Source organism: Streptomyces sp. NPDC002851, from assembly GCF_053591935.1.
In genome coordinates this window covers 1-22,169 of sequence record NZ_JBSFUT010000044.1, presented here as the reverse complement: position 1 = coordinate 22,169, position 22,169 = coordinate 1, and the positions used below count along the sequence as shown (strand labels likewise).

Here is a 22,169-nt window from a genome sequence, read left to right as displayed (position 1 = left end):
GTGAGTGAGAGCTTTCGTGTCGTTACTGCGCGATGTGCGGCGTTACGGGCGGCGCACCGCTTCGGAGGCGGCCGTGGCCGCCGTGCCCGCGGCGAGCTCGGACTCCAGGAGCTGCTTGCCGAGCAGCTCGGGGTCGGGGAGCTCCATCGGGTACTCGCCGTCGAAGCAGGCGCGGCAGAGGTTCGGCTTGGCGATGGTGGTCGCCTCGATCATGCCGTCGATGGAGATGTACGCGAGCGAGTCGGTGCCCAGGGAGGTGCCGATCTCCTCGACGGACATGCCGTTGGCGATCAGCTCGGCGCGGGTGGCGAAGTCGATGCCGAAGAAGCAGGGCCACTTCACGGGCGGCGACGAGATGCGGACGTGCACCTCGGCCGCGCCGGCCTCGCGGAGCATCCGGACCAGGGCGCGCTGGGTGTTGCCGCGGACGATCGAGTCGTCCACGACCACCAGGCGCTTGCCCTTGATCACTTCCTTGAGCGGGTTGAGCTTGAGGCGGATGCCGAGCTGGCGGATGGTCTGCGAGGGCTGGATGAACGTACGACCGACGTATGCGTTCTTCACCAGGCCCGCGCCGTACGGGATGCCGCTGGCCTCGGCGTAGCCGATCGCGGCCGGAGTGCCGGACTCCGGGGTCGCTATGACCAGATCCGCCTCCGCCGGGGCCTCCTGGGCGAGCTTGCGGCCCATCTCGACCCGGGACAGATAGACGTTCCGGCCCGCGATGTCGGTGTCCGGGCGCGCCAGGTACACATACTCGAAGACACAGCCCTTGGGCTTTGCCTCTGCGAACCGGCTGCTGCGGAGACCGTTCTCGTCGATGGCGACGAGCTCGCCGGGTTCCACCTCACGGACGTACGCCGCACCGCAGATGTCCAGGGCGGCGCTCTCGGAGGCGACCACCCAGCCGCGCTCCAGGCGGCCGAGGACCAGCGGGCGGATGCCCTGCGGGTCACGGGCCGCGTACAGCGTCTGCTCGTCCATGAAGACGAGCGAGAAGGCGCCCATGACGTGCGGAAGGACCTTGGGGGCCGCCTCCTCCACGGTCAGCGGCTTGCCGTCGTCGTCGACCTGGCCCGCGAGCAGGGCCGTGACCAGGTCCGTGTCATTGGTGGCGGCGACCTGGGTGGCGCGGCCGTTCTCCTTCGGCAGGTCGGCGACCAGTTCGGCGAGCTGGGCCGTGTTGACCAGGTTGCCGTTGTGGCCGAGCGCGATCGAGCCGTGCGCGGTGGCACGGAACGTCGGCTGCGCGTTCTCCCACACCGAGGCTCCGGTGGTGGAGTAGCGGGCGTGACCGACCGCGATATGGCCCTGGAGAGAGCCGAGCGAGGTTTCGTCGAAGACTTGCGAGACCAGACCCATGTCCTTGAAGACAAGAATCTGGGACCCGTTGCTCACTGCAATGCCCGCGGATTCCTGTCCGCGGTGCTGCAGGGCATACAGTCCGAAATAGGTGAGCTTGGCGACCTCTTCGCCCGGAGCCCAGACACCGAAGACGCCGCAAGCGTCCTGGGGGCCCTTCTCGCCGGGGAGCAGGTCGTGGTTGAGTCGTCCATCACCACGAGGCACACCTCGAGTGTAGGCGAGGTCGACCACTGGTCCGAATTGGGGATACCCGTCACGGGCTGTGACGGGCCCCGCGACCTCGTCGGCTGCTCCCCCGTTGCTTCTCCGTATTTCCGCTGCTCCTCGGCTTATTTGCCCTTCTTCTCGGCGGCGCTGGCGTTGAGGCCGGTGCCGTCCTTGCCGGTGATGTGGAGCGTACGGTGTTCGATCTCATAGTCGACGGTCGAATCGAAGAGCTTCACCAGCTCCTGCTCGGACTTCATGACGTCCGGCGAGCACATCTTGCGGGTAAGACGCGGGGTGCCGAGTTCGATCTTTCCGTCGGTGACCTTGGCCTTGGCGTTGATCTCGTTGCAGCCGAGGTTGCCGTGGACGGTGCCGTTCTTGTCGAAGATCAGGTGTGCGTCCTTGGCGTCCTTGGGCAGGGTGGTCGCGACGTCCTTGCGGACGGTGCCGGTCAGCTCCCAGCGGGTGCCGACCAGTTCGGCGGGCTTCTCCGCGGTGAGCGTGATGGAGTCGCCCTTCTCCGTGGTCAGGGTCAGGCTGTCGCCCGAGACCTTGGCCTTGAGCTTGCCCTGGAGCGCGTCCGTCAGGGCGGCCTCCAGGTCGTCGATCTTCTCTCCGCAGGACATCTCGGTCTTGGCGACCTTGTCGACCTTGATGGTGTCGCCCTCGATCGAGACGTTTCCGCCGAAGCCATTGCAGCCGAAGTTGCCCGAGGCCCGGCCCTTGCTGTCGAAGGAGACGTGGGCCTTGGTGCCGGGGACCTCGGTCTTCTTGCCGCCCAGCGTGACGCTGTCCACGGTCCAGTGCGTGCCGGTCACGGGCACCTTGGGCTCGGCCGGGTCGTCCCCGGCTCCGGCTCCGGTCTTCTCGGCACCTCCGCAGGCGGTGAGCAGCCCGAGGGCAGCGGCGGTGCTGACGACACTGACGGCGCTGAGGTTCTTTCGCTGCTTGTGCATGCCGATGTGACGGGAGACCCGGAGGACCGGTTCCGTTTGGTTTTCGCCAGGTCCTTGGGGGCTAGCTCAGCAGGGGCAACAGGGCCGACAGGTCGGCCCGCTCGCCGCTCGCGCTCACCTTGGCCTCGTCCAGGGCGGTCGCCCAGTCCGCGCGGCCGGTGGCCAGGCGGACCCAGGTCAGCGGGTCGGTCTCGACCACGTTGGGCGGCGTACCGCGGGTGTGCCGGGGCCCCTCGACGCACTGCACCACGGCGTACGGCGGGATCCGCACCTCGGTGGAGGCGCCAGGCGCCTTCCGCGCCAGCGTGTCGGCGAGCAGCCGGGTGCAGGCGGCCAGCGCCTGGCGCTCGAAGGGGACCTCGATCCCGGCGGCGCGGTTCAAGTCGTCGGTGTGCACGATGAGTTCGATGGTGCGGGTGACCAGGAAGTCCCCCAGCGTCATGGCGCCGAGCCGGGTGGCGACGATGCGGGTGTCGGGCTCCACGGCCAGCTGTTCCTCGAGCCGGGAAGCGATGTCCGCGTAGTACGCCTCCAGGTCCTCGGTCTCCTTCGCGAGCTGCCGGGTGACGTCGGCCACCGTCCCGACGACGTCGAGCGTCGCGAGCGGCCAGTCGACCAGGGCGAGTTCGGCGCATTCCGGCGCGGGCTGCGCCAGGCTCCGGCTCACCGCCCTGGTGGCCATGCCCAGGTGTACGGCCAGCTCCCGTACGGTCCAGTCGCCGAGGTGCGTGGGCCGGGCGAGCCGCTCCTCGTCCAGGGCGAGTACGGCTTCGCGTACGGCGTCGAACTGGGCGAGGACCGCGGCGCGGATCTTGGCGTGGTCGTAGGAGCGGGGGCGCTTCTTGGACGGGGGCATGATCCTGACCCTATTCCGGAGCGCCGGAGTCCCGCCCGGAGATTCCGGACGGGACTCCTGGCCCTGTGGGGCAACCTCAGGCGAGCAGCCCCGGGATCGTCTCCTCATGGGCCGAGCGCAGCTCGCTCAGCGCGATGCCGAACTCGCCCTGCACCTCGACCTCGTCGCCGTCGACGACGCCGATCCGCGTCGCCGGAAGCCCCCGCGCACCGCACATGTCGGTGAACCGGAGCTCCTCGCTGCGCGGCACGGACACCACCGCGCGGCCCGCCGACTCGGAGAACAGGAAGGTGAACGCGGACAGGCCGTCCGGGACCGCGAGCCGCGCCCCGTTCCCGCCGCGCAGGCAGGACTCCACGACCGCCTGGATCAGGCCGCCGTCGGACAGGTCGTGCGCGGCGTCGATCATGCCGTCACGCGAGGCGGAGATCAGGATCTCGGCGAGCAGCCGCTCCCGGTCCAGGTCCACGGCCGGGGGAAGACCGCCGAGGTGGTCGTGGACGACCTGCGACCAGGCCGAGCCGCCGAACTCCTCGCGGGTCTCACCGAGCAGGTAGAGCAGCTGACCCTGCTCGGCGAAGGCCTGCGGGGTGCGCCGCGTGACGTCGTCGATCACGCCGAGCACCGCCACGACGGGCGTCGGGTGGATCGCCGTCTCACCGGTCTGGTTGTAGAGCGAGACGTTGCCGCCCGTGACCGGGGTGCCCAGCTCCAGGCAGGCGTCCGCCAGTCCCCGCGTCGCCTCCGCGAACTGCCACATCACCGCCGGGTCCTCGGGCGAGCCGAAGTTCAGGCAGTTGGAGATGGCGAGAGGCTTGGCGCCGGTGGCGGCGACATTGCGGTACGACTCCGCGAGCGCGAGCTGCGTGCCCGTGTACGGGTCGAGCTTCGCGTACCGGCCGTTGCCGTCCGTCGCCATGGCCACGCCGAGGTTCGACTCCTCGTCGATGCGGACCATGCCGGAGTCCTCGGGCTGGGCGAGCACGGTGTTGCCCTGCACGAAGCGGTCGTACTGGTCGGTGATCCACGCCTTGGAGGCCTGGTTCGGCGAGCCGACGACCTTGAGGACCTGCGCCCGCAGCTCGTCCGACGTGCCCGGTCGGGGCAGCTTGCCCGCGTCGTCGGCCTGGAGTGCGTCCTGCCAGTCGGGGCGGTGGTACGGGCGGTGGTAGACCGGGCCCTCGTGGGCGACCGTGCGCGGCGGTACGTCGACGATCTGCTCGCCGTGCCAGAAGATCTCCAGGCGCTCGCCGTCGGTGACCTCACCGATGACGGTGGCGATGACGTCCCACTTCTCGCAGATCTCCAGGAAGCGGTCGACCTTGCCGGGCTCGACGATCGCGCACATGCGTTCCTGCGACTCGCTCATGAGGATTTCCTCGGGCGAGAGGGTCGCGTCCCGCAGCGGTACGGTGTCCAGCTCGACGCGCATGCCGCCCGAACCGGCCGAGGCCAGCTCGCTGGTGGCGCAGGAGAGTCCGGCACCGCCCAGGTCCTGGATGCCCGCGACGAGGTCCTCCTTGAAGATCTCAAGGGTGCACTCGATGAGCAGCTTCTCCTGGAAGGGGTCGCCGACCTGGACGGCCGGGCGGCGCGAGGGCCCGGTCGAGTCGAAGGTCTCCGAGGCCAGGACCGAGACGCCGCCGATGCCGTCGCCGCCGGTGCGGGCGCCGTACAGGATGACCTTGTTGCCCGCCCCGGAGGCCTTCGCGAGGTGGATGTCCTCGTGCTTCATGACGCCGATGCACCCGGCGTTCACCAGCGGGTTGCCCTGGTAGCAGGCGTCGAAGACGACCTCGCCGCCGATGTTCGGCAGGCCCAGGCAGTTGCCGTAGCCGCCGATGCCCGCGACGACGCCGGGGAGCACCCGCTTGGTGTCGGGGTGGTCGGCGGCGCCGAAGCGCAGCGGGTCGACGACGGCGACCGGGCGTGCGCCCATGGCGAGGATGTCGCGGACGATGCCGCCGACGCCGGTGGCCGCGCCCTGGTAGGGCTCGATGTACGAGGGGTGGTTGTGCGACTCGACCTTGAAGGTCACCGCGTACCCCTGGCCGACGTCGACGACCCCCGCGTTCTCGCCGATGCCGACGAGCAGCGCGTCGTTCTCGGGGGCCTTCTCGCCGAACTGCTTCAGGTGGACCTTGCTGCTCTTGTACGAGCAGTGCTCGCTCCACATCACCGAGTACATGGCGAGTTCGGCGCCGGTGGGGCGGCGGCCGAGGATCTCGCGGATGCGCTCGTACTCGTCCTGCTTGAGGCCGAGTTCCTTCCAGGGCAGCTCGGTCTCGGGGGTCTCTGCGGCGTGCTTGACGGTGTCGAGGCTCATCAGGCGCTGGCCTTCTGCAGGAGGTTCTTGAGGATCGAGGTGAAGAAGCCGAGGCCGTCGGTGCGGCCGGTGCCGACCAGCGGCTCCACGGCGTGCTCGGGGTGCGGCATGAGGCCGACGACGTTGCCCGCCTCGTTGCTGATCCCGGCGATGTCGCGGAGCGAACCGTTCGGGTTCATGTCGAGGTACCGGAAGGCGACCCGGCCCTCGGCCTCAAGGAGGTCCAGGGTGCGCTCGTCGGCGACGTACCGCCCGTCGATGTTCTTGAGCGGGATGGAGATCTCCTGGCCCTGCTCGTAGTCCGAGGTCCAGGCGGTCTTGGTGGTCTCGACGCGCAGCTTCTGGTCGCGGCAGATGAAGTGCAGATGGTCGTTACGGAGCATCGCGCCGGGCAGCAGATGGCACTCGGTGAGTACCTGGAAGCCGTTACAGATGCCGAGCACCGGCATTCCGGACTTCGCCTGCTCGATCAACGACTCCATCAGCGGCGAGAACCGGGAGATCGCCCCGGCCCGCAGATAGTCGCCGTAACTGAAACCGCCGGGCAGAACCACGGCGTCGACCTGCTTCAGGTCCTTGTCGCGGTGCCACAGCGGCACGGCTTCCGCACCGGCGACCCGGACCGCGCGCTGGGTGTCGCGGTCGTCGAGGGTGCCGGGAAAGGTGACGACTCCGATGCGGGCAGTCACTTCGACTCCCCCACGGAAACAGCCTGTTCAGTGCCTTCGGCGTCTTCGATCTTGACGACGAAGTCCTCGATCACTGTGTTGGCCAGGAAGGTCTCGGCCATTTCGTGGATTCGGGCGAGGGCGGCCTCGTCGACCGGCCCCGCCACCTCGAGCTCGAAACGCTTGCCCTGACGTACGTCCGCGATGCCCTCGAAGCCCAGGCGCGGCAGCGCACGCTGCACCGCCTGGCCCTGGGGGTCGAGGATCTCCGGCTTGAGCATGACGTCGACTACGACGCGTGCCACTGGCACTCCCGGTGGTGTGGTGCTGAGAACGGTTCCTTCAGCGTATCCGACCAGAATTTCTACGCGGGTAGATTCGTAGGGTTCTACGTGATGGCCGTCACGTCGGCGTATGTACGGCGACCGCTCGGGGAAAATCCCGGAAAAATTCACCCGCCCCGCATTGCCCCCGGACACGCGGGAAGATTTAGTCGGGTTCCCTTGGCAATGCCGAGCGCGGTAGAAAGGAAATCCACCGATGGTGGGGCAATAGTCCGGGAAAGCGTTCAGATACCGCGCTCACCCCGACTCGGCCTCAATAACAGACCCAGTCGGCATCACCGCAGGCCACAGCCAGGTGGCCGGAGCAGTGATTCCGCAATGAAGGGACCGATATTCGTGGCGCAACGTGTCGTGGTCACTCTCTTCGACGACATCGACGGCGGAGAAGCGGCGGAAACGGTCGTCTTCGGCCTGGACGGCAAGTCGTATGAGATCGACCTCAATGAAGCCAACGCCAAGAAACTGCGCGAGGCCCTCGCCCCCTACGTGGAGGCCGGACGCAGGCACAAGGCGACCAGGGCAGGCAAGGCCGCCAAGGCGGCCAAGGCCGGCAAGGGCGCACCGACCCCCAAGCACACGGCCGTGACCGCGGATCCGGCCGCGGTCCGGGCCTGGGCGCGCTCGCACAAGATGGATGTCCCGGCCCGCGGCCGGATCCCGAAGAAGGTCTACGAGGCGTTCGAGGCGGCCAACTGACGGACCGGGCAGCCAACTGACGGACCGGCGGCCCAGGGCCCCGCCCCGGGCCGCCATCAGGTCGCGCACGGAGCCGCGACCAGGTCGCGCACGGAGCCGACTTGCGCTCCACCCCCGCAGGTCGGCTAAAGTCTGGAGCGCGCCGCGGGGCCGGGCCGAAAGGCCGGGAAACGCGGAGGACGCGCGGGTGTAGTTCAGTAGCAGAACACCCCCCTTCCAGGGGGGAGGCGCAGTGTGCAATTCCTGTCACCCGCTCTGCATCACATACCGAGTTACCGGGCACTCCGGTGGATCAGGTAAGGTGGTGCTCGCGCCGATCGGTGAGAGCCGGTCGGAGGCAATGCGAACGTAGCTCAGTTGGTAGAGCGCAACCTTGCCAAGGTTGAGGTCGCGAGTTCGAACCTCGTCGTTCGCTCCATGAAGAAAGACCCCGGTCCACGGACCGGGGTCTTTCTCGTGTTGCCGTTCTCGTGCTTCATATGTCGTTCGTTCTCGTGCGTCGTATGGGTTCTCGGGCACTGACATTTGTCATGTGAGGTCATGACAGCGCGCACTGCCCGGCCGCCCCGGGGCGCGAAAAGCTGAAGGCATGACTGCGACAGCGACTACAGAAGCGGGCGGCGCGGAGCGGGTGATCGATGTCACCGATCTGCGGCGCGTGTACGGGGGCGGCTTCGAAGCGGTCCGGGGGATTTCGTTCGGCGTCGGGCGGGGCGAACTGTTCGCGCTGCTCGGCACCAACGGCGCCGGCAAGACCTCGACCGTCGAACTGCTCGAGGGCCTGGCCAGGCCGACGGGCGGGCGGGTCCGGGTGCTCGGCCACGATCCGTACGGCGAACGCGGCCACGTACGCCCCAGGATCGGCGTGATGCTCCAGGAAGGCGGCTTCCCGGCCGAACTGACCGTCACCGAGGCGATCCGCATGTGGGCCGGGACCACCAGCGGGGCCCGTCCCGTGGGCGAGGCCCTGGAGCTCGTCGGGCTCGGTAAACGGGCCGACGTGCGGATCAAGCAGCTCTCCGGGGGCGAGAAGCGGCGGCTCGACCTGGCGCTCGCGCTGCTCGGGCGGCCCGAGGTGCTCTTCCTCGACGAGCCGACCACCGGGCTCGACGCCGAAGGCCGCCTGGAGACCTGGGAGTTGGTACGCGCCCTGCGTGCGGGCGGCACCACCGTGCTGCTCACCACGCACTACCTGGAGGAGGCCGAGTCGCTCGCCGACCGGCTCGCCATCCTGCACGAGGGGCAGCTCGCCGTGACCGGCACACCGGCCGAGGTGACCGCCGCACAGCCCTCGCGCATCGCCTTCGAGCTGCCCGACGACTACCACCTCGGCGACCTGCCGCCGCTCGGCGCACTCGGCGTGACGGCACACGAAACGGCCGGGCGGACCGTGAAGCTCCGTACCCATGAGCTGCAACGGGCCGCCACCGGGCTGCTGTTGTGGGCCCAGGAAGCGGGGGTCGAACTGCGCGGCCTCGATGTGCGCTCCGCCTCCCTGGAGGAGGCGTTCCTCCAGATCGCGCGGGATGTGCGGGCCGGAGACGACGTAGCAGGCGGAGAAGACGTGAAGAACGTGTCGGCGGGCGCGTGGGCGAAGGAGACGGCGGTATGAGCACGGGGACGATCAACCCGGACACCCGGGCGACTGGCGCGCCCGCGCGGACCACCCCGATGGGGCGGATGACCGCACTCGCCCGGGCCGAGCTGACGCTGCTCGCGCGCAACAAGGGCGTGCTCTTCACGGCGCTCATCGTGCCGCTCGTGCTGCCCTTCAGCGTCTACTCCACCGCGAAGGACAGCTTCGCCGACTCCGGGTTCTCCGTCGGGGAGCTGCTGCTGCCCGCGGCGATCGGGTTCTCGCTGCTCTTCGCCGTCTACAGCGCGGTGACCAACGTCTTCGTCGTACGCCGTGAGGAGCTGGTGCTCAAGCGGCTGCGCACCGGCGAGCTGCGGGACCCGGAGGTCCTGGCCGGGGCGGCGCTGCCGTCGGTCCTGATCGGGCTGCTCCAGTGCGTGGTGGTGTCGGTCGCCTTTGCGCTCCTGTTCGACCTGGGGGCGCCGAAGGCGGTGTATCTGACGGTGCTCGGCGTGATCCTCGGGCTGCTGCTCGCGGCGGCCTTCGGCGCGGTCACGGCGTCGGTGAGCCGGACCGCGGAGAGTGCGCAGGTGATGAGCCTGCCGTTGGTGATCGTGTCGATGATCGGCTCCGGCATGACCGTGCCCCTTTCGGTCTTCCCGGACCGCCTCGCCTCGATCTGCGAACTGCTCCCGTTCTCGCCCGCGATCACGCTGGTGCGCGGCGGTCTGACCGGGGAGCTCTCCGCGTACGAGACGCTCGGCGCGCTGGCGACCGGGGTGGCCTGGGTCGTGATCGCGGTGTTTGCTGTACGGCGGTGGTTCCGCTGGGAGCCGCGGCGCTGAGCTGGTCCGGGCGCCGCTGACCGGCGCCGCTGACCGGCGCGGCTGACCGGCGCGGCTGACCGGCGCGGCTGACCAAGACTGGGAGCAGAGGGTGTTGATGCGGATCCGGGCCCTGCGAGGGCGCAGCGACTTCGACCGGGTCGAGCTGTATACGCGAGGGGCGGTGCATGCCTTCGTCTGGGTCTCCGTCCTGGTGGTGATCGCCCTCTCGGTGACCCGTCCCGTGCGGCATGCCGCGCCCTGGCCGCTGATCGCCGCCGTGGTGCTGCTCTCGGCCGCCCAGGGGGTGTGGAGTACCCGGCTCGTCAAAGCCTCGTTCGACGAGCGCATCGGCAGGGGTTCGGTGCCCCGGTGGCGGGCCGGGGCCGGGGCGGCCCTGATGGTGGCGGTGTTCGCGGGCGTGCTGGCGCTCGCGGCGGCCACCGGGTATGCCGAGTTCCCCGCGCTCTACACGGCGGTCGGGGTGGCGTTGGTGCCGTTCGTGTGCGGCTACTGCCTGCTTGTGCGGGTGTGGACCGCGCTCCTCGTCGTGCTCGCCGTGTCCCTCGCGACCTGTGGGGTGATGGCCCTGGCCGGGGCGGACGTCACCGTCGTGGTGCCGTCGTTCTTCGGCATGGCGTACATGGGCGGCATCATGGCGCCCTCCGTGCGCTGCTCCGCCTGGGTCCTCGGCGTGATGTACGAGCTGCGCGAGGCCCGGGACGTGCAGGCGCGGCTCGCCGTCGCCGAGGAGCGGCTGCGGTTCGGCCGCGATCTGCACGACGTACTGGGCCGGAACCTCGCCGTGGTCGCCCTCAAGAGCGAGCTCGCGGTGCAGCTGGCCCGGCGCGGACGCCCGGAGGCCGTGGATCAGATGACCGAGGTGCAGCGGATCGCCCAGGAGTCCCAGCGGGAGGTCCGAGAGGTCGTACGCGGCTACCGCGAGACCGGCCTCGAGGCGGAACTCGCCGGGGCGCAGGGCGTCCTGACGGCGGCCGGGATCACCTGCCGGGTGCTCGGCGCCGACGCGGCGCGGGCACTGCCCGCCTCGGTCCACTCGGCGCTCGGCTGGGTGGTGCGGGAGGCGGCCACGAATGTGCTGCGGCACGGGGACGCCGAGCACTGCTCGGTGGTCCTGTCGGTGACGGAGGGACGGGCCGAGCTCATCGTCGAGAACGACGGAGTACGGCAGCCCGCCCAGGGGCGATCGGGCGGCTCGGGCCTGGTCGGCCTGCGGGAGCGGCTTGCCGAGGTGAATGGGGAGCTGACGGCGGGGCCGGTGCGTGGGGGACGGTTCCGGTTGCGGGCGGAGGTGCCGGTGGGCGAGGCCGGTGACGGACGGGATGAACGGGGGACCGGTGGTGTACGGGACGAACAGGGGGCCGGTGACGTACGGGACGAACAGGGGGCCGGCGACGTACGAGACGACCAGGAAACCGGTGACGTACGGGACGAGCAGCGGACCGGTGACGTACGAGACGAACAGGGGACCGGTGGCGTACGGGACGACCAGGAAACCGGCGACGTACGAGACGAACAGCGTGAACGGCGCGCGTCCTCCGCGCAGGCCGAAAGGAGCACCCGGTGACCGAGGAGAACCGTCGGCCGACCGCCCGTGAGCTCCGCATCCTGCTGGCCGACGACGAGCACCTCATCCGCGGCGCCCTCGCCGCCCTGCTCGCCCTGGAGGACGACCTCACCGTGGTCGCCGAGGCCGCGTCCGGGCCCGAGGCGCTCGCCATGGCGCGGGCGCACCAGCCCGACGTCGCCGTGCTCGACCTGCAGATGCCGGGCGCGGACGGTGTGAGTGTGGCCACATCCCTGAGGTCCGAACTCCCCGGCTGCCAGACCATGATCGTGACGAGTCATGGTCGCCCCGGGCATCTGAAGCGGGCCCTGGAGGCGGGCGTACGGGGCTTTGTGCCGAAGACCGTCAGCGCGCAGCGGCTCGCCGAGATCATCCGTACCGTGTACGCGGGAAACCGTTATGTGGACCCGGAGTTGGCGGCCGACGCCATCTCCGCCGGGGACTCGCCGCTGACCGCGCGAGAGGCCGAGGTCCTGGAGTTCGCGGCCGACGGGGCGCCCGTCACGGAGATCGCGGAGCGGGCGGCGCTCTCCCCGGGCACGGTCCGCAACTACCTCTCGTCGGCCGTCTCGAAGCTGCGCGCCGAAAATCGTCATGCCGCAGTCCGTCTCGCTCGCGAGCGAGGTTGGCTATAGTGGGATGCGCACCAAGCGGTGCGGCACCTTGCGGACGTAGCTCAGTTGGTAGAGCGCAACCTTGCCAAGGTTGAGGTCGCCGGTTCGAGCCCGGTCGTCCGCTCCAGATCAAAGGCCCGGAGCCCTCGGCTCCGGGCCTTTGGCGTTTCCGGCCCCCTGTTCGCGGGGGCCGGTGCCGGTGGCGATGGCGCTACCAGCTGGTCCCCGTCAGGCGCTCGTACGCCTCGATGTACTTGGCCCGGGTCCGCTCCACGACCTCGGTCGGCAGCGGGGGCGGCGGCTGCTCGCTCTTGCGGTCCCAGCCGGAGGCCGCGGAGGTCAGCCAGTCGCGGACGTACTGCTTGTCGAAGGACGGCTGCGCGCGGCCCGGCTCCCAGCTGTCGGCGGGCCAGAAGCGGGAGGAGTCCGGGGTCAGGACCTCGTCGGCGAGGACCAGTTCACCGTCACCGTTGCCGTTGCCGTCGGCCCCATTGCCGTCGGCCCCGGTGAAGCCGAACTCGAACTTGGTGTCCGCGAGGATGATGCCGCGGTCGCGCGCGATGTCCCGGGCCCGGCTGTAGACGGCGAGGGTCGCCTGGCGCAGCTGGGCGGCGGTCTCGGCGCCGACCTGGCGGGCCACCTCCTCGTACGACACGTTCTCGTCGTGCTCGCCGACCGCGGCCTTGGTGGCCGGGGTGAAGATCGGCGCGGGCAGCTCGGAGCCGTCCACCAGGCCCTCGGGCAGGGCGAGGCCGCAGACGGTGCGGGACTCGTTGTACTCGACCAGGCCGGACCCGGTGAGGTAGCCGCGGGCCACGCACTCGACCGGCACCATCCGCAGCGACTTGCAGATCAGCGTGCGACCGGCCCAGTCGGCGGGGGCGCCGGGCGGGAGCTCGGTGGACAGGACGTGGTTCGGGACCAGGTCCACGAGCTGCTCGAACCACCACAGGGAAAGCTGGGTGAGCACCCGGCCCTTGTCGGGGATCTCGCTGGGCAGCACCCAGTCGTACGCGGACAAGCGGTCGCTCGCGACCATGACGAGGTCGCCCGCCTCGTTCTGGTACAGGTCGCGCACCTTGCCGGTGTGCAGGTGCACGAGGCCGGGAACCTGCATCGGCTCAGGCTTTTCTACGAATCCGGACACGGTTCCTCCCCGTGGTTACGGCCAAGTGATCCGATTCTCCCGTATGCGGAGAGGATCTTTGGCCAGGGGTGGCTCGGTCGCATTCTCCGCGGGTGGCGTGCGTCGGTGCGGGTGGCGTGCGTCGGTGACGTCCGCCGGTGACGTCTGCCGGTCGTCAGTCACGTTTGCAGATGCGGTCCAGGAGGTTGGCCGTGGCGCGCTGAATACGGGGATCCACATGGCCCGGCCGGTCCAGGGCCGGGGACCAGGCAAAGGTTCCGGAGGCGAAGACCAGGGCCCCGGAGGGGGCGCGGTACAGGGAGGTCTCCTGGTGGCGGCGGGCGCCGTCGCCGTCGCGGTACGGCGAGTGGGCGAGCAGGATGCGGCTCTGGTGCTCGGGCAGCGCGGTGCGCGGGAAGTAGCGGTCGGCCTCGCCCGCGACCAGGCCCTCGAGCGCGTCCCCCTCGTGCGCGCCGGTCGCCTCCCACAGCCAGTGGTCGGCGTTGCGTACGACGAGTGGGTGCGGCTCGGGGACGCGGCCCGCGTACTGGATGCCGAGGAGCAGCTGCTCGGCCCGGTCGGCCTCGCGCCACAGGGCGGAGCGGCCGGGTCCGCGGCGCTTGCGGCAGGTGAGCAGGCGGTCCGGGATCCCGGCCGGGGAGGGGCTCAACTCCACCTGCCAGTACAGGGTGTTGGCGGACAGGAAGACGAGCGAGGTGCCGTTGTCCCGGGCGAGTTCGGCGGTACGGCGCATGGGGACCGACCAGTACTCGTCGTGGCCGGGGAAGACCAGGCCGCGGTAGCGGGTGGGGTCGATGCGGCCCGCGTGCAGATCGCGGGCGTCGGCGTAGGCGAGGTCGTAGCCGTACCGCTCGGCCCAGCGGATGAAATCGTAGGCGTGGCCTACGTGCAGGGGCAGGCCCGCGCCCGCGTACGGGCGGTCGAAGGAGACCGTCATGGCCGCGTCGTTCTCGCCGAGCAGACGCCCGTCGTCGTCCCAGGCGTGGTACAGGCTCGCGCCCGTACGCCCGTCCTCCGGATAGAGGTTGTACGCCTGCCAGGTGATGTCCGGCAGGAGAAGCAGCAGGTCGGCGGGGTGGCTGTCGCGGACCGTGAACGGGATGTGCGAGCGGTAACCGTCGGCGGTGGTGAGGACGGCGACGTACGCCCCGATGTTCCAGTAACTCGGGATCTGGAGCCGCCAGGAGAGCCACCAGTGGTGACAGGAGACCGTACGGTCCGCGGTGAGCGGCGGCGGCTGGACGATACCGGAGAGCCGGGGGCTGGTGGTGATCTTGGCGGCACCGTCACCGCCGTAGTGCCCGATCCGGTAGACGTCGACGCTGAACTCCTGCGGCGGATCGACGGTGACATGAAAATCGACCACCTCACCGGGGGCTACGGCGCCGGTGGAGGTGAAGCCCTTGATCTGACGGTGCACGTCATCGGCGGTGCGGAGACCCGTGGTGGCGGTGGCGGTGGCTGGGGTGGGTTTGTTGTGGGGGTGCGGGTGGGGTGGCCGGGTTCGGGGGCGGGGGAATTCTGTGGCGGTTTCGGTGGCGGTGTCGGTTGGTGTTTCGGTGGCGGTGCCGGTTGCCTTCTCCGTCGTAGCCCCGTCTGTCGTGGTCCCGGTCACCGGGTCTGTCGCGGTCGCACCTGGGGCCGGGGCGAGGTCGACGTACCAGGGGACGACCTGGCCGGTGTCCCCGAAGTAGTGCTCACTGCCGCGCAGCCAGGGCAACGGGCCCTGCCCGAAGGGGTCGGTGACCCCATGCGCGAGCGCACCGGACTCCCATCGCCGGATCGGCGGGCGGTCGGGGCTGGATCGGGGGCGCTGGCCGGTGCTGGATGGCGGGCGCTGCTCGGTGCCGCCTTGCGGGCTCTGGTCGGTGCTGGCCACGGACGACTCGTCGGTGCTGGCCAGGGACGGCTGTTCGGTGCTGGATCGGGACTGGCGTTGGGTGCTGCCCTGGGGTCGGCGTCCTCGCTCCGTGGGGCCCATGCGTGTCTCCCCTCCCTCGCTCCCCGCATCTCCCCCTGGCTGTTCCCGGCCCTCCCCCGGAGCCGCGCACCGACGCCTGCTGTCGGCACCGGACCCCAGCACATCACATAACGCGCGCACCTCGTCACCGTTCGTCTTGAATTGACGGGTCGACAGGGGCGCGGAGGGGCGTGGACGGACGGAGTGCCGGGGGGCGGGAGACGGGACCTGTAGGAACCCGGAGGACTTGGGGGGCCTGGAGGACCTGGACGACCTGGCCCGTCAGACGAGACGGACCGGCTTCTCCGGGCGTACGCCGAGCGTCGTGAGCCAGGCGCGCAGGGGCTCGGGGTCCGCGTCCTCGACGAGGCTCAGGACGCGCGGGGCCAGGTCGGTGACCCGGTCGCCGTCGACCAGGAGCGTGGGGCCGTCCAACCAGTCGAGCCCCGGTGCCGCGCCCGCGGTGTCCACGGCCGCGCAGCAGACCATCGCCGTGATGTGGTCGGCCAGCAACTCGCGTCCGGAACGGGAGGGTTGAAGCGGGAACAGCGGCAGCAGCCCGTCCTCCCACAGCGCGTCGTCCGGCCCGGCCCCCGCCGCCATCGGCACCGGCGCCGGTACCGCCTCCTCCCGCTCCACCTCGGCACTGAGCCGGGCGGCCAGCGCTTCGGTGCGGTCGTCGGCACGGTCATCGGCGCGGGCGGGCCCGTTGGGGATGGGCTCGTTGGCGGTGGGCCCGTTGGGGATGGCCTCGGTGCCGAAGCTTTCCGTGCGGACGGTGGTGTCGTTCTCGGTACGGGTAGCGGTGCCGTTCTTCGTACGGCTGCTGGTACGAGTAGCCGGGCTCGGCCCCACAGGCCCGAAAGGTGCGACACGCTCGACGGGCGCGACCGGCTCGACCGGCCCGACCGGCCCGACCTCAGGCCCAACGGGCTTTGGCCGCCCAGGACTTGACGGGCCTTCCGCGTGCTCCAGGTGCTCCATCACGCGGGACAGGGTCGGCGGTTCCGGTTCGCCGCCGGGTGCGGCTGCCGTGCGTACCCCCAACTCGTCGAGGACACGGTGCAGTCGGGCGGCCTCGGAGCGCCACTTGCGGTCGACGACCTCTTCCGGATACTCCTGCCAGCCGACCGGGGACCAGTCCGGGCCCGGCTCCGCGGGGCCCCCGTGGAACAGCCGGGCGGCGAGCAGCGAGGCCGCCTCGTCCACCGCGCCCGGCTCCTCGAGCAGGTCGCAGGCGGGCCGCTCACCGAGCCGGGAGGCGAAGCCCTCCGCGAGCCGGTCGCGCCGGGAGAGTTCGGTCAGGGCGGCCACCACGCCCGCGTCGAGGCGGCTCGGCCAGCGGCCCATGCGCCAGGCCGGCAGGGCGACCCGGGTGAGCAGCCGGTCCCACCCCGCGTACGCGAGGCCGACCTGCTCCTGGGCGACGATCCGCAGCCCGTAATCCACAGCCTGTGCACGCTCGGCGGCCGCGGCGGCGACACCGCGCTCCATCTCGGCGGCGTGACCGCGGCAGGCACGGAGCAGCAGCCGCGCCAGCCAGCCGACGCCCGCCAGAACCGCCCGGGGCACCGGCCCGCGGCCGGGTCTCGCGGACACCGCGACCGCCGCGTCCAGGCCGCGGACGAAGCGCCGGGCCGCGGCTATGTCGGGGTGCGCGGAGGGTCCCGTACCCGCGACGACCGGGGCGAGGACGGCCCGCAGTTCACCGACGCGCATCCACCACAGGAAAGGGGAGCCGATGACGAGAACGGGCGCGGCACGGCCGTCGGCCCCAGCGGGCTCATCAGGCCCGACAGCCTCGGCGGGCCCGACGGACTCGGCGGGCTCGGCGGGCTCGACAGATTCGGCGGGCTCGACGGGTTCGATGGGCGCAACCAGGTCCTGCGCTCCGGCGGACTCCGCGGATCCGGCGGCCGGGTGCGGGGCGACGGCCGGGTCGCTGCCCTCCGTACGGGCGGGCCGGGGTGCGGGCGGGCCGTGTGCCGGGTGCGTACGGTCCTCGAGCCAGCTGTCGCAGTCCGGGGTGAGCGCTATCGCCGAGGGGGCGGGAACGTCGAGCCGGTCCGCGAGGTCCCGCACCAGGCCGTACAGGTCGGGGGCCGAGTCCTCGGCGATCGGGACCGTAGGACTGACGGCCGGGCGGGCGCGGCCGACCACGAGCGCGACGCCTGCCGCGGCGAGCAGCACGAGCGCCGCCACGACGGTCCCGGACCAGCTCGCGATGCCCCAACTCCCGCCGCTGATACGGCCGGTGGCGCCGCCGACGAGGAGGACCACGGCGACCGCCGCGGGGAGCAGCGCCACGGCGAGCGCTCTGCTGCGGACGCGCAGCACGGCGAGCGCCCGGGCCCGCGCGGCCCGCGCGCCCATCTCGCCTTCCCTGCTGGTTCCGGACATGGCCGGACGTCACCCCCTCTGCCCTGCGACGGCTTTGCTCACTCCCCCACTGTGGCACCCGCCACTGACATCGCAACTGACATCGCAATGCCGATGGGCCAAGTGCCGGACTCCTTGCGCCGCACACTAGTTGGGGCGTCGAGGCCCGTCAGCAGGACTGGGCATCGGTCACTCGATGGGATGGCTTTGGGTAAAGGTGGCTGACGATCAAGGCCCCGATCCGTCGTCAGATCGGGGCCTCAGAGATCGTCCGGATCGCACCGGGTTCGAGCCGGTTCGAGCCGGGTCCCGGGGGTCAGGCGCTCTGTGTCGCCGCCTTCGCCGCGATGTCGGTCCGGTGGTGCGAGCCGTCCAGGCGGATCCGGGCGACGGCCGCGTACGCCCGCTCCCTGGCCTGGGCGAGGTCCGCGCCGGTCGCCGTCACGGAAAGGACCCGGCCGCCCGCGCTGACCACGGCGTCGCCGTCCCGCTTGGTGCCGGCGTGCAGGACGTACGCGTGCGGGGCGTCCTGCGCCGCGACCTCGTCGAGGCCCTCGATCGGGTCGCCGGTGCGCGGCGTCGCCGGATAGTTGTGGGAGGCCACGACCACCGTGACGGCGGCGTCGTCCCGCCAGGTCAGCGGCGGTACGTCGGCCAGGGTGCCGCGGGCCGCGGCGAGCAGCAGGCCGCCGAGCGGGGTGCGCAGGCGGGCCAGGACGACCTGGGTCTCGGGGTCGCCGAAGCGGGCGTTGAACTCGATGACCCGGACGCCGCGGCTGGTGATCGCGAGACCGGCGTAGAGCAGACCGGAGAACGGCGTTCCGCGGTGGCGCAGCTCGTCCACGGTGGGCTGGAGGACGGTCTCGAGGACCTCGTCGACCAGCTTCGGGTCGGCCCACGGCAGCGGCGAGTAGGCACCCATGCCGCCGGTGTTGGGGCCCTCGTCGCCGTCGAGGGCGCGCTTGAAGTCCTGGGCCGGGGTGAGCGGGACGACCGTCTCGCCGTCGGTGATCGCGAAGAGGGAGACCTCGGGCCCGTCCAGGAACTCCTCGATCACCACCCGGTCACAGGCGTTCGCGTGTGCGCGGGCGGCCTCCAGGTCGCCGGTGACGACGACGCCCTTGCCCGCGGCGAGCCCGTCGTCCTTGACGACGTAGGGGGCGCCGAAGGCGTCGAGGGCCTCGTCGACCTCTTCCGGGGAGGTGCAGACGTACGAGCGGGCGGTGGGGACCTCGGCGGCGGCCATCACGTCCTTGGCGAACGCCTTGGACCCCTCCAGCTGCGCGGCCTCCTTGGACGGGCCGAAGCAGGCGATGCCCGCGGCCCGTACGGCATCGGCGACCCCCGCGACGAGGGGCGCCTCCGGGCCGACCACGACGAGGTCCGCCTCGAGCTCGCGGGCGAGCGCGGCGACGGCGGCGCCGTCGAGGGCGTCGACCGAGTGCAGCTCGGCGGTCTCCGCGATGCCTGCGTTGCCAGGCGCGCAGTGCAGGGCGGTGACGTCGGGGTCGAGGGACAGTGAGCGGCACAGGGCGTGTTCGCGGGCGCCGCTGCCGATGACGAGGACCTTCACGCCCTGCAGCCTAGCTGGAGCGGGACGGCGGCTTCGTACGGGAGGACGGATTCAGGGGCGTCCGGCGCTTGTGCCTTCCTCCATAATCTGCCGATTACGTGCGGGAATGTGCCGGTTGCGCGCGGGCTCGGCCCTATCCGTAGCCGTGGTCACCCGTGGCCGTAGTCACCCGTGGCCACCGTCACCCATGGCCGTCGTCACCCATGGCCGCCGCTGTCCATGGCCACCGTCATCCATGGCCACCGTCATCCATGGCCGCCGTTATCCATGGCCGTCGTTGGTGAACTCCTCGATCACCGTCGCGCCCAGTTCCCGGACGATCAGGTCGTGGCCCGAGAGCGCGGACTCGTCGAGGTCCGGGTCGTCGTCCGCGGGCATGTCGTCCTCGATCGAGACCGGTGGCGGCTCGGGGGCGCGCCGGGGTGGCTCGGGCGACGGGGCAGGGGTGTGGCTGGGTGCGGGTGCGGGTGCGGCGGGCTGCGGGGCAGGACGCTGCGCCGCCGGCGGGCCCTGTGGCGCGGCCGGGCGCGGTGCGGCGACGGGGGCGCCGCCGAAGTTGGCCGCGGCCGGGGGCGGGGCGGCGCCGCCCGAGGGGTCGACGATCGCCTCGATCTTCCAGTGGGCGTGGAACTGCTCGGCCAGGGCCTGCCGCAGTACGTCCTCGCTGCCGCTGCTCGCGAAGTTGTCGCGGGCGCCGGCATTGATGAAGCCGAGCTGAAGGGTCTGGCCGTCGAAACCGGCCACCGTGGCGTTCTGACTCAGCAGGATCCAGGTGAAGCGGCGACGGTTCTTGACCGCCTCCAGGATGTTCGGCCAGAGCGCACGGGCGTCGAGGCCTCCTGGAGCGGGGGCTTGGGCCTTGGCCGGGCCCGGCCCCGGGGCCGGAGGCTGTGCGGGGGTGCTCGGCGGCTGCGGAGCGGAGGCTCCGGGGCCGGGCTGTGCGGGCCTGCCGTCACCGGCGCCACCGCCGCCACCGGCGGGTGCTGCGGTGGGCCAGGCGCCACGGCGCGCACCACCGGTGCCTGCGCCCGCGCCTCCACCTCCGCCTCCTCCTCCGGACGGAGCCGCGCCAGGAGCACCCGCCGCGGTCGGCCAGGCCCCCGGCGCGGAGGCAGGTGGAGCCTGCCCCGGAGGGGCTGCTTCCGGCGCGGGCGCGGAGGCGGCAGGGGGCGGCGGGGTCGATGCGGGGGGCGTGGCAGGCGCGGAAGGAGCAGCCGGAGCCTGGGCCTGTTCCGGGGCCGAGGGCCCCGCCTGCGCGGAAGCCGAGGCCGGGCCACCCCCGGCACCCGGGCCGCCCGGGCCGCCGCCCCGAACCGCAGCCCGAGCAGCAGCAGGGCCTCCGCCGGGCGGCACCGGAGGACCGGCATCCGCCATCGGCGCCGCACCGGAGGCGCCGCCTCCGGGCACACCCCCAGCAGGCACACCACCGGGCCCAACCCCGTGAGCCTCGGGCCCAGGCGCGTATCCCATAGCGGGCCCAGGCCCACCAGACGTAAAGGTGGCGCCACGCTCAAGCCGGTCCAGCCTGGCGAGGACAGCGCGCTCATCGTCGTACGCCGCGGGAAGCAGCACACGCGCGCAGATCAGCTCCAGCTGGAGCCGGGGCGAGGTGGCGCCGCGCATCTCCGTCAGGCCCTCATTGACCAGGTCGGCGGCGCGGCTGAGCTCGGCGGCGCCGAATACCCCGGCCTGGGCCTGCATCCGCTCCACGAGGTCGGCGGGGGCGTCGATCAGCCCCTTGTCCGCAGCATCGGGAACCGCGGCGAGAATCACCAGGTCGCGCAGCCGCTCAAGAAGATCGGCGACGAAGCGGCGCGGGTCGTGCCCGCCCTCGATGACCCGGTCCACGACCTCGAAGGCCGCCGCGCCGTCCCCGGCCGCGAAGGCGTCCACGACGGAGTCGAGCAGCGAGCTGTCCGTGTACCCGAGCAGGGAGGTGGCCATGGCATACGTCACACCGGCCTCGCCCGCGCTGGCGAGGAGCTGGTCCATGACGGACATCGAGTCACGCACCGAGCCCGCACCGGCCCGCACCACGAGCGGAAGGACGCCGTCCTCGATGATCACGTTCTCCCGGCCGCACACCTCCGCGAGGTAGTCGCGGAGCGTTCCGGGCGGCACGAGCCGGAACGGGTAATGGTGCGTACGCGACCGGATCGTCCCGATGACCTTCTCGGGCTCGGTGGTCGCGAAGATGAACTTGAGGTGCTCGGGCGGCTCTTCGACGACCTTGAGCAGGGCGTTGAAGCCCGCCGACGTGACCATGTGGGCCTCGTCGATGATGTAGATCTTGTACCGGCTGCTGGCCGGGCCGAAGAACGCCTTCTCCCTCAGTTCACGGGCGTCGTCCACGCCACCGTGCGAGGCGGCGTCGATCTCGATGACGTCGATCGAACCCGGGCCGTTGCGCGCGAGGTCGCGGCAGGACTGGCACTCACCGCAGGGGTCCGGGGTGGGACCTTGCTCACAGTTCAGACAGCGGGCCAGGATGCGCGCGCTGGTCGTCTTGCCGCAGCCGCGCGGGCCACTGAACAGGTACGCGTGATTGACCCGGTTGTTCCGCAGCGCCTGCTGCAGCGGGTCAGTGACATGTTCCTGCCCGATGACCTCGGCGAACGACTCCGGGCGATAACGGCGGTACAGCGCAAGGGACGACACGCATACGAGGTTATCGGTGCCCACTGACAACCGACCCCGCCCACGGTCCAGCCCGCACCCGCCCCCGCACACGGGCCCGTCCCCGGACACGCAAGCGCCCCCCACGCACCCGCCAGAGCCGACCTACCCTTGCTGCCTTCCGGCCCTGGGGGAGTTCAGTCAGATAGCGCCACGTGAGGGGCTGTGCCCACCTTAACCGATGGATGGCCCTGGGATCGAACCGATGGATGACCTCGCGAACGAGCCGACGGACGGCCCGGCGAACGGGTTCGCGAGCACTCCTCAACGTCTTGTATTGTTTGCGGCGGAGGATTCGCCTAGAGGCCTAGGGCGCACGCTTGGAAAGCGTGTTGGGGGCAACCCCTCACGAGTTCGAATCTCGTATCCTCCGCCAGTGCCTCACCGGGCACGATGTCGAAGGGCCCCACCGCT

General features: G+C 71.2%; 16 protein-coding genes, 4 tRNA genes and 1 other RNA gene. 9 read left to right on the top strand and 12 right to left on the bottom strand.

What is annotated here, in order from left to right:
• Positions 1-42: 42 nt before the first annotated feature.
• From purF to purS, 6 genes are all read right to left on the bottom strand, one after another.
• The gene (gene purF / locus ACWD10_RS33030; protein ID WP_451097352.1) at positions 43-1,569 is read right to left on the bottom strand and encodes an amidophosphoribosyltransferase; all 1,527 of its coding nucleotides are present in this window, start codon (positions 1,567-1,569) and stop codon (positions 43-45) included.
• Between the two features lie 125 nt (positions 1,570-1,694).
• Positions 1,695-2,528 (bottom strand): META domain-containing protein, encoded by an 834-nt coding sequence (locus ACWD10_RS33025; RefSeq protein ID WP_451097351.1) that lies wholly within the window; start codon positions 2,526-2,528, stop codon positions 1,695-1,697.
• 61 nt (positions 2,529-2,589) lie between these two features.
• A complete protein-coding gene (locus ACWD10_RS33020) occupies positions 2,590-3,384 on the bottom strand; it encodes a sterol carrier family protein (RefSeq protein WP_451097350.1) in 795 nt (264 codons plus the stop codon).
• 76 nt (positions 3,385-3,460) lie between these two features.
• Positions 3,461-5,710 (bottom strand): phosphoribosylformylglycinamidine synthase subunit PurL, encoded by a 2,250-nt coding sequence (purL, locus tag ACWD10_RS33015; RefSeq protein ID WP_451097349.1) that lies wholly within the window; start codon positions 5,708-5,710, stop codon positions 3,461-3,463.
• Complete coding sequence (purQ, locus tag ACWD10_RS33010) at positions 5,710-6,399, bottom strand: phosphoribosylformylglycinamidine synthase subunit PurQ (protein ID WP_451097348.1); 690 nt, start codon at positions 6,397-6,399, stop codon at positions 5,710-5,712. Before purQ ends, purL begins: the two co-directional genes overlap by 1 nt.
• Positions 6,396-6,683, bottom strand: a complete 288-nt coding sequence (purS, locus tag ACWD10_RS33005) for a phosphoribosylformylglycinamidine synthase subunit PurS (protein WP_451097347.1) — start codon at positions 6,681-6,683, stop codon at positions 6,396-6,398. The genes purQ and purS overlap by 4 nt, the downstream gene beginning before the upstream one ends.
• 375 nt (positions 6,684-7,058) lie before the next feature.
• Between purS and ACWD10_RS33000 the strand changes: the two genes are divergently transcribed.
• The 8 genes from ACWD10_RS33000 (at position 7,059) to ACWD10_RS32965 (ending at position 12,147) form a co-directional block, all read left to right on the top strand.
• On the top strand, positions 7,059-7,418 hold the full coding sequence (locus ACWD10_RS33000; RefSeq protein WP_451097346.1) for a histone-like nucleoid-structuring protein Lsr2: 360 nt from the start codon (positions 7,059-7,061) through the stop codon (positions 7,416-7,418).
• 183 nt (positions 7,419-7,601) lie between these two features.
• A tRNA-Gly gene (locus ACWD10_RS32995) sits at positions 7,602-7,673 on the top strand.
• An 87-nt stretch (positions 7,674-7,760) separates the two neighbouring features.
• A tRNA-Gly gene (locus tag ACWD10_RS32990) sits at positions 7,761-7,836 on the top strand.
• Between the two features lie 171 nt (positions 7,837-8,007).
• Positions 8,008-9,030 (top strand): ABC transporter ATP-binding protein, encoded by a 1,023-nt coding sequence (locus ACWD10_RS32985; RefSeq protein ID WP_451097345.1) that lies wholly within the window; start codon positions 8,008-8,010, stop codon positions 9,028-9,030.
• Entirely contained in the window at positions 9,027-9,839 is an 813-nt protein-coding gene (locus ACWD10_RS32980; RefSeq protein WP_451097344.1) for an ABC transporter permease, read from the top strand. The genes ACWD10_RS32985 and ACWD10_RS32980 overlap by 4 nt, the downstream gene beginning before the upstream one ends.
• Before the next feature lie 97 nt (positions 9,840-9,936).
• On the top strand, positions 9,937-11,406 hold the full coding sequence (locus tag ACWD10_RS32975; protein ID WP_451097382.1) for a histidine kinase: 1,470 nt from the start codon (positions 9,937-9,939) through the stop codon (positions 11,404-11,406).
• On the top strand, positions 11,403-12,041 hold the full coding sequence (locus ACWD10_RS32970) for a response regulator (RefSeq protein WP_451097343.1): 639 nt from the start codon (positions 11,403-11,405) through the stop codon (positions 12,039-12,041). Before ACWD10_RS32975 ends, ACWD10_RS32970 begins: the two co-directional genes overlap by 4 nt.
• A 30-nt stretch (positions 12,042-12,071) precedes the next feature.
• Positions 12,072-12,147: transfer RNA gene (locus tag ACWD10_RS32965), tRNA-Gly, on the top strand.
• An 84-nt stretch (positions 12,148-12,231) separates the two neighbouring features.
• On the opposite strand, the gene ACWD10_RS32960 is transcribed toward ACWD10_RS32965, so the two are convergent.
• From ACWD10_RS32960 to ffs, 6 genes are all read right to left on the bottom strand, one after another.
• Complete coding sequence (locus ACWD10_RS32960; RefSeq protein ID WP_451097342.1) at positions 12,232-13,167, bottom strand: phosphoribosylaminoimidazolesuccinocarboxamide synthase; 936 nt, start codon at positions 13,165-13,167, stop codon at positions 12,232-12,234.
• 154 nt (positions 13,168-13,321) lie between these two features.
• Positions 13,322-15,148 (bottom strand): N,N-dimethylformamidase beta subunit family domain-containing protein, encoded by a 1,827-nt coding sequence (locus tag ACWD10_RS32955; RefSeq protein ID WP_451097341.1) that lies wholly within the window; start codon positions 15,146-15,148, stop codon positions 13,322-13,324.
• Between the two features lie 261 nt (positions 15,149-15,409).
• Positions 15,410-17,527 (bottom strand): hypothetical protein, encoded by a 2,118-nt coding sequence (locus ACWD10_RS32950; RefSeq protein WP_451097340.1) that lies wholly within the window; start codon positions 17,525-17,527, stop codon positions 15,410-15,412.
• Between the two features lie 295 nt (positions 17,528-17,822).
• Positions 17,823-19,079: a phosphoribosylamine--glycine ligase gene (purD, locus tag ACWD10_RS32945; RefSeq protein ID WP_451097339.1), complete on the bottom strand. Its 1,257-nt coding sequence runs from the start codon at positions 19,077-19,079 to the stop codon at positions 17,823-17,825.
• Positions 19,080-19,340: 261 nt separating this feature from the next.
• Positions 19,341-21,737, bottom strand: a complete 2,397-nt coding sequence (locus tag ACWD10_RS32940) for a DNA polymerase III subunit gamma and tau (protein WP_451097338.1) — start codon at positions 21,735-21,737, stop codon at positions 19,341-19,343.
• A gap of 87 nt (positions 21,738-21,824) precedes the next feature.
• Positions 21,825-21,923, bottom strand: an RNA gene (gene ffs, locus ACWD10_RS32935) — signal recognition particle sRNA small type.
• Positions 21,924-22,043: 120 nt separating this feature from the next.
• Here ffs and ACWD10_RS32930 point away from each other — a divergent pair.
• A tRNA-Ser gene (locus ACWD10_RS32930) sits at positions 22,044-22,131 on the top strand.
• Positions 22,132-22,169: the final 38 nt, after the last annotated feature.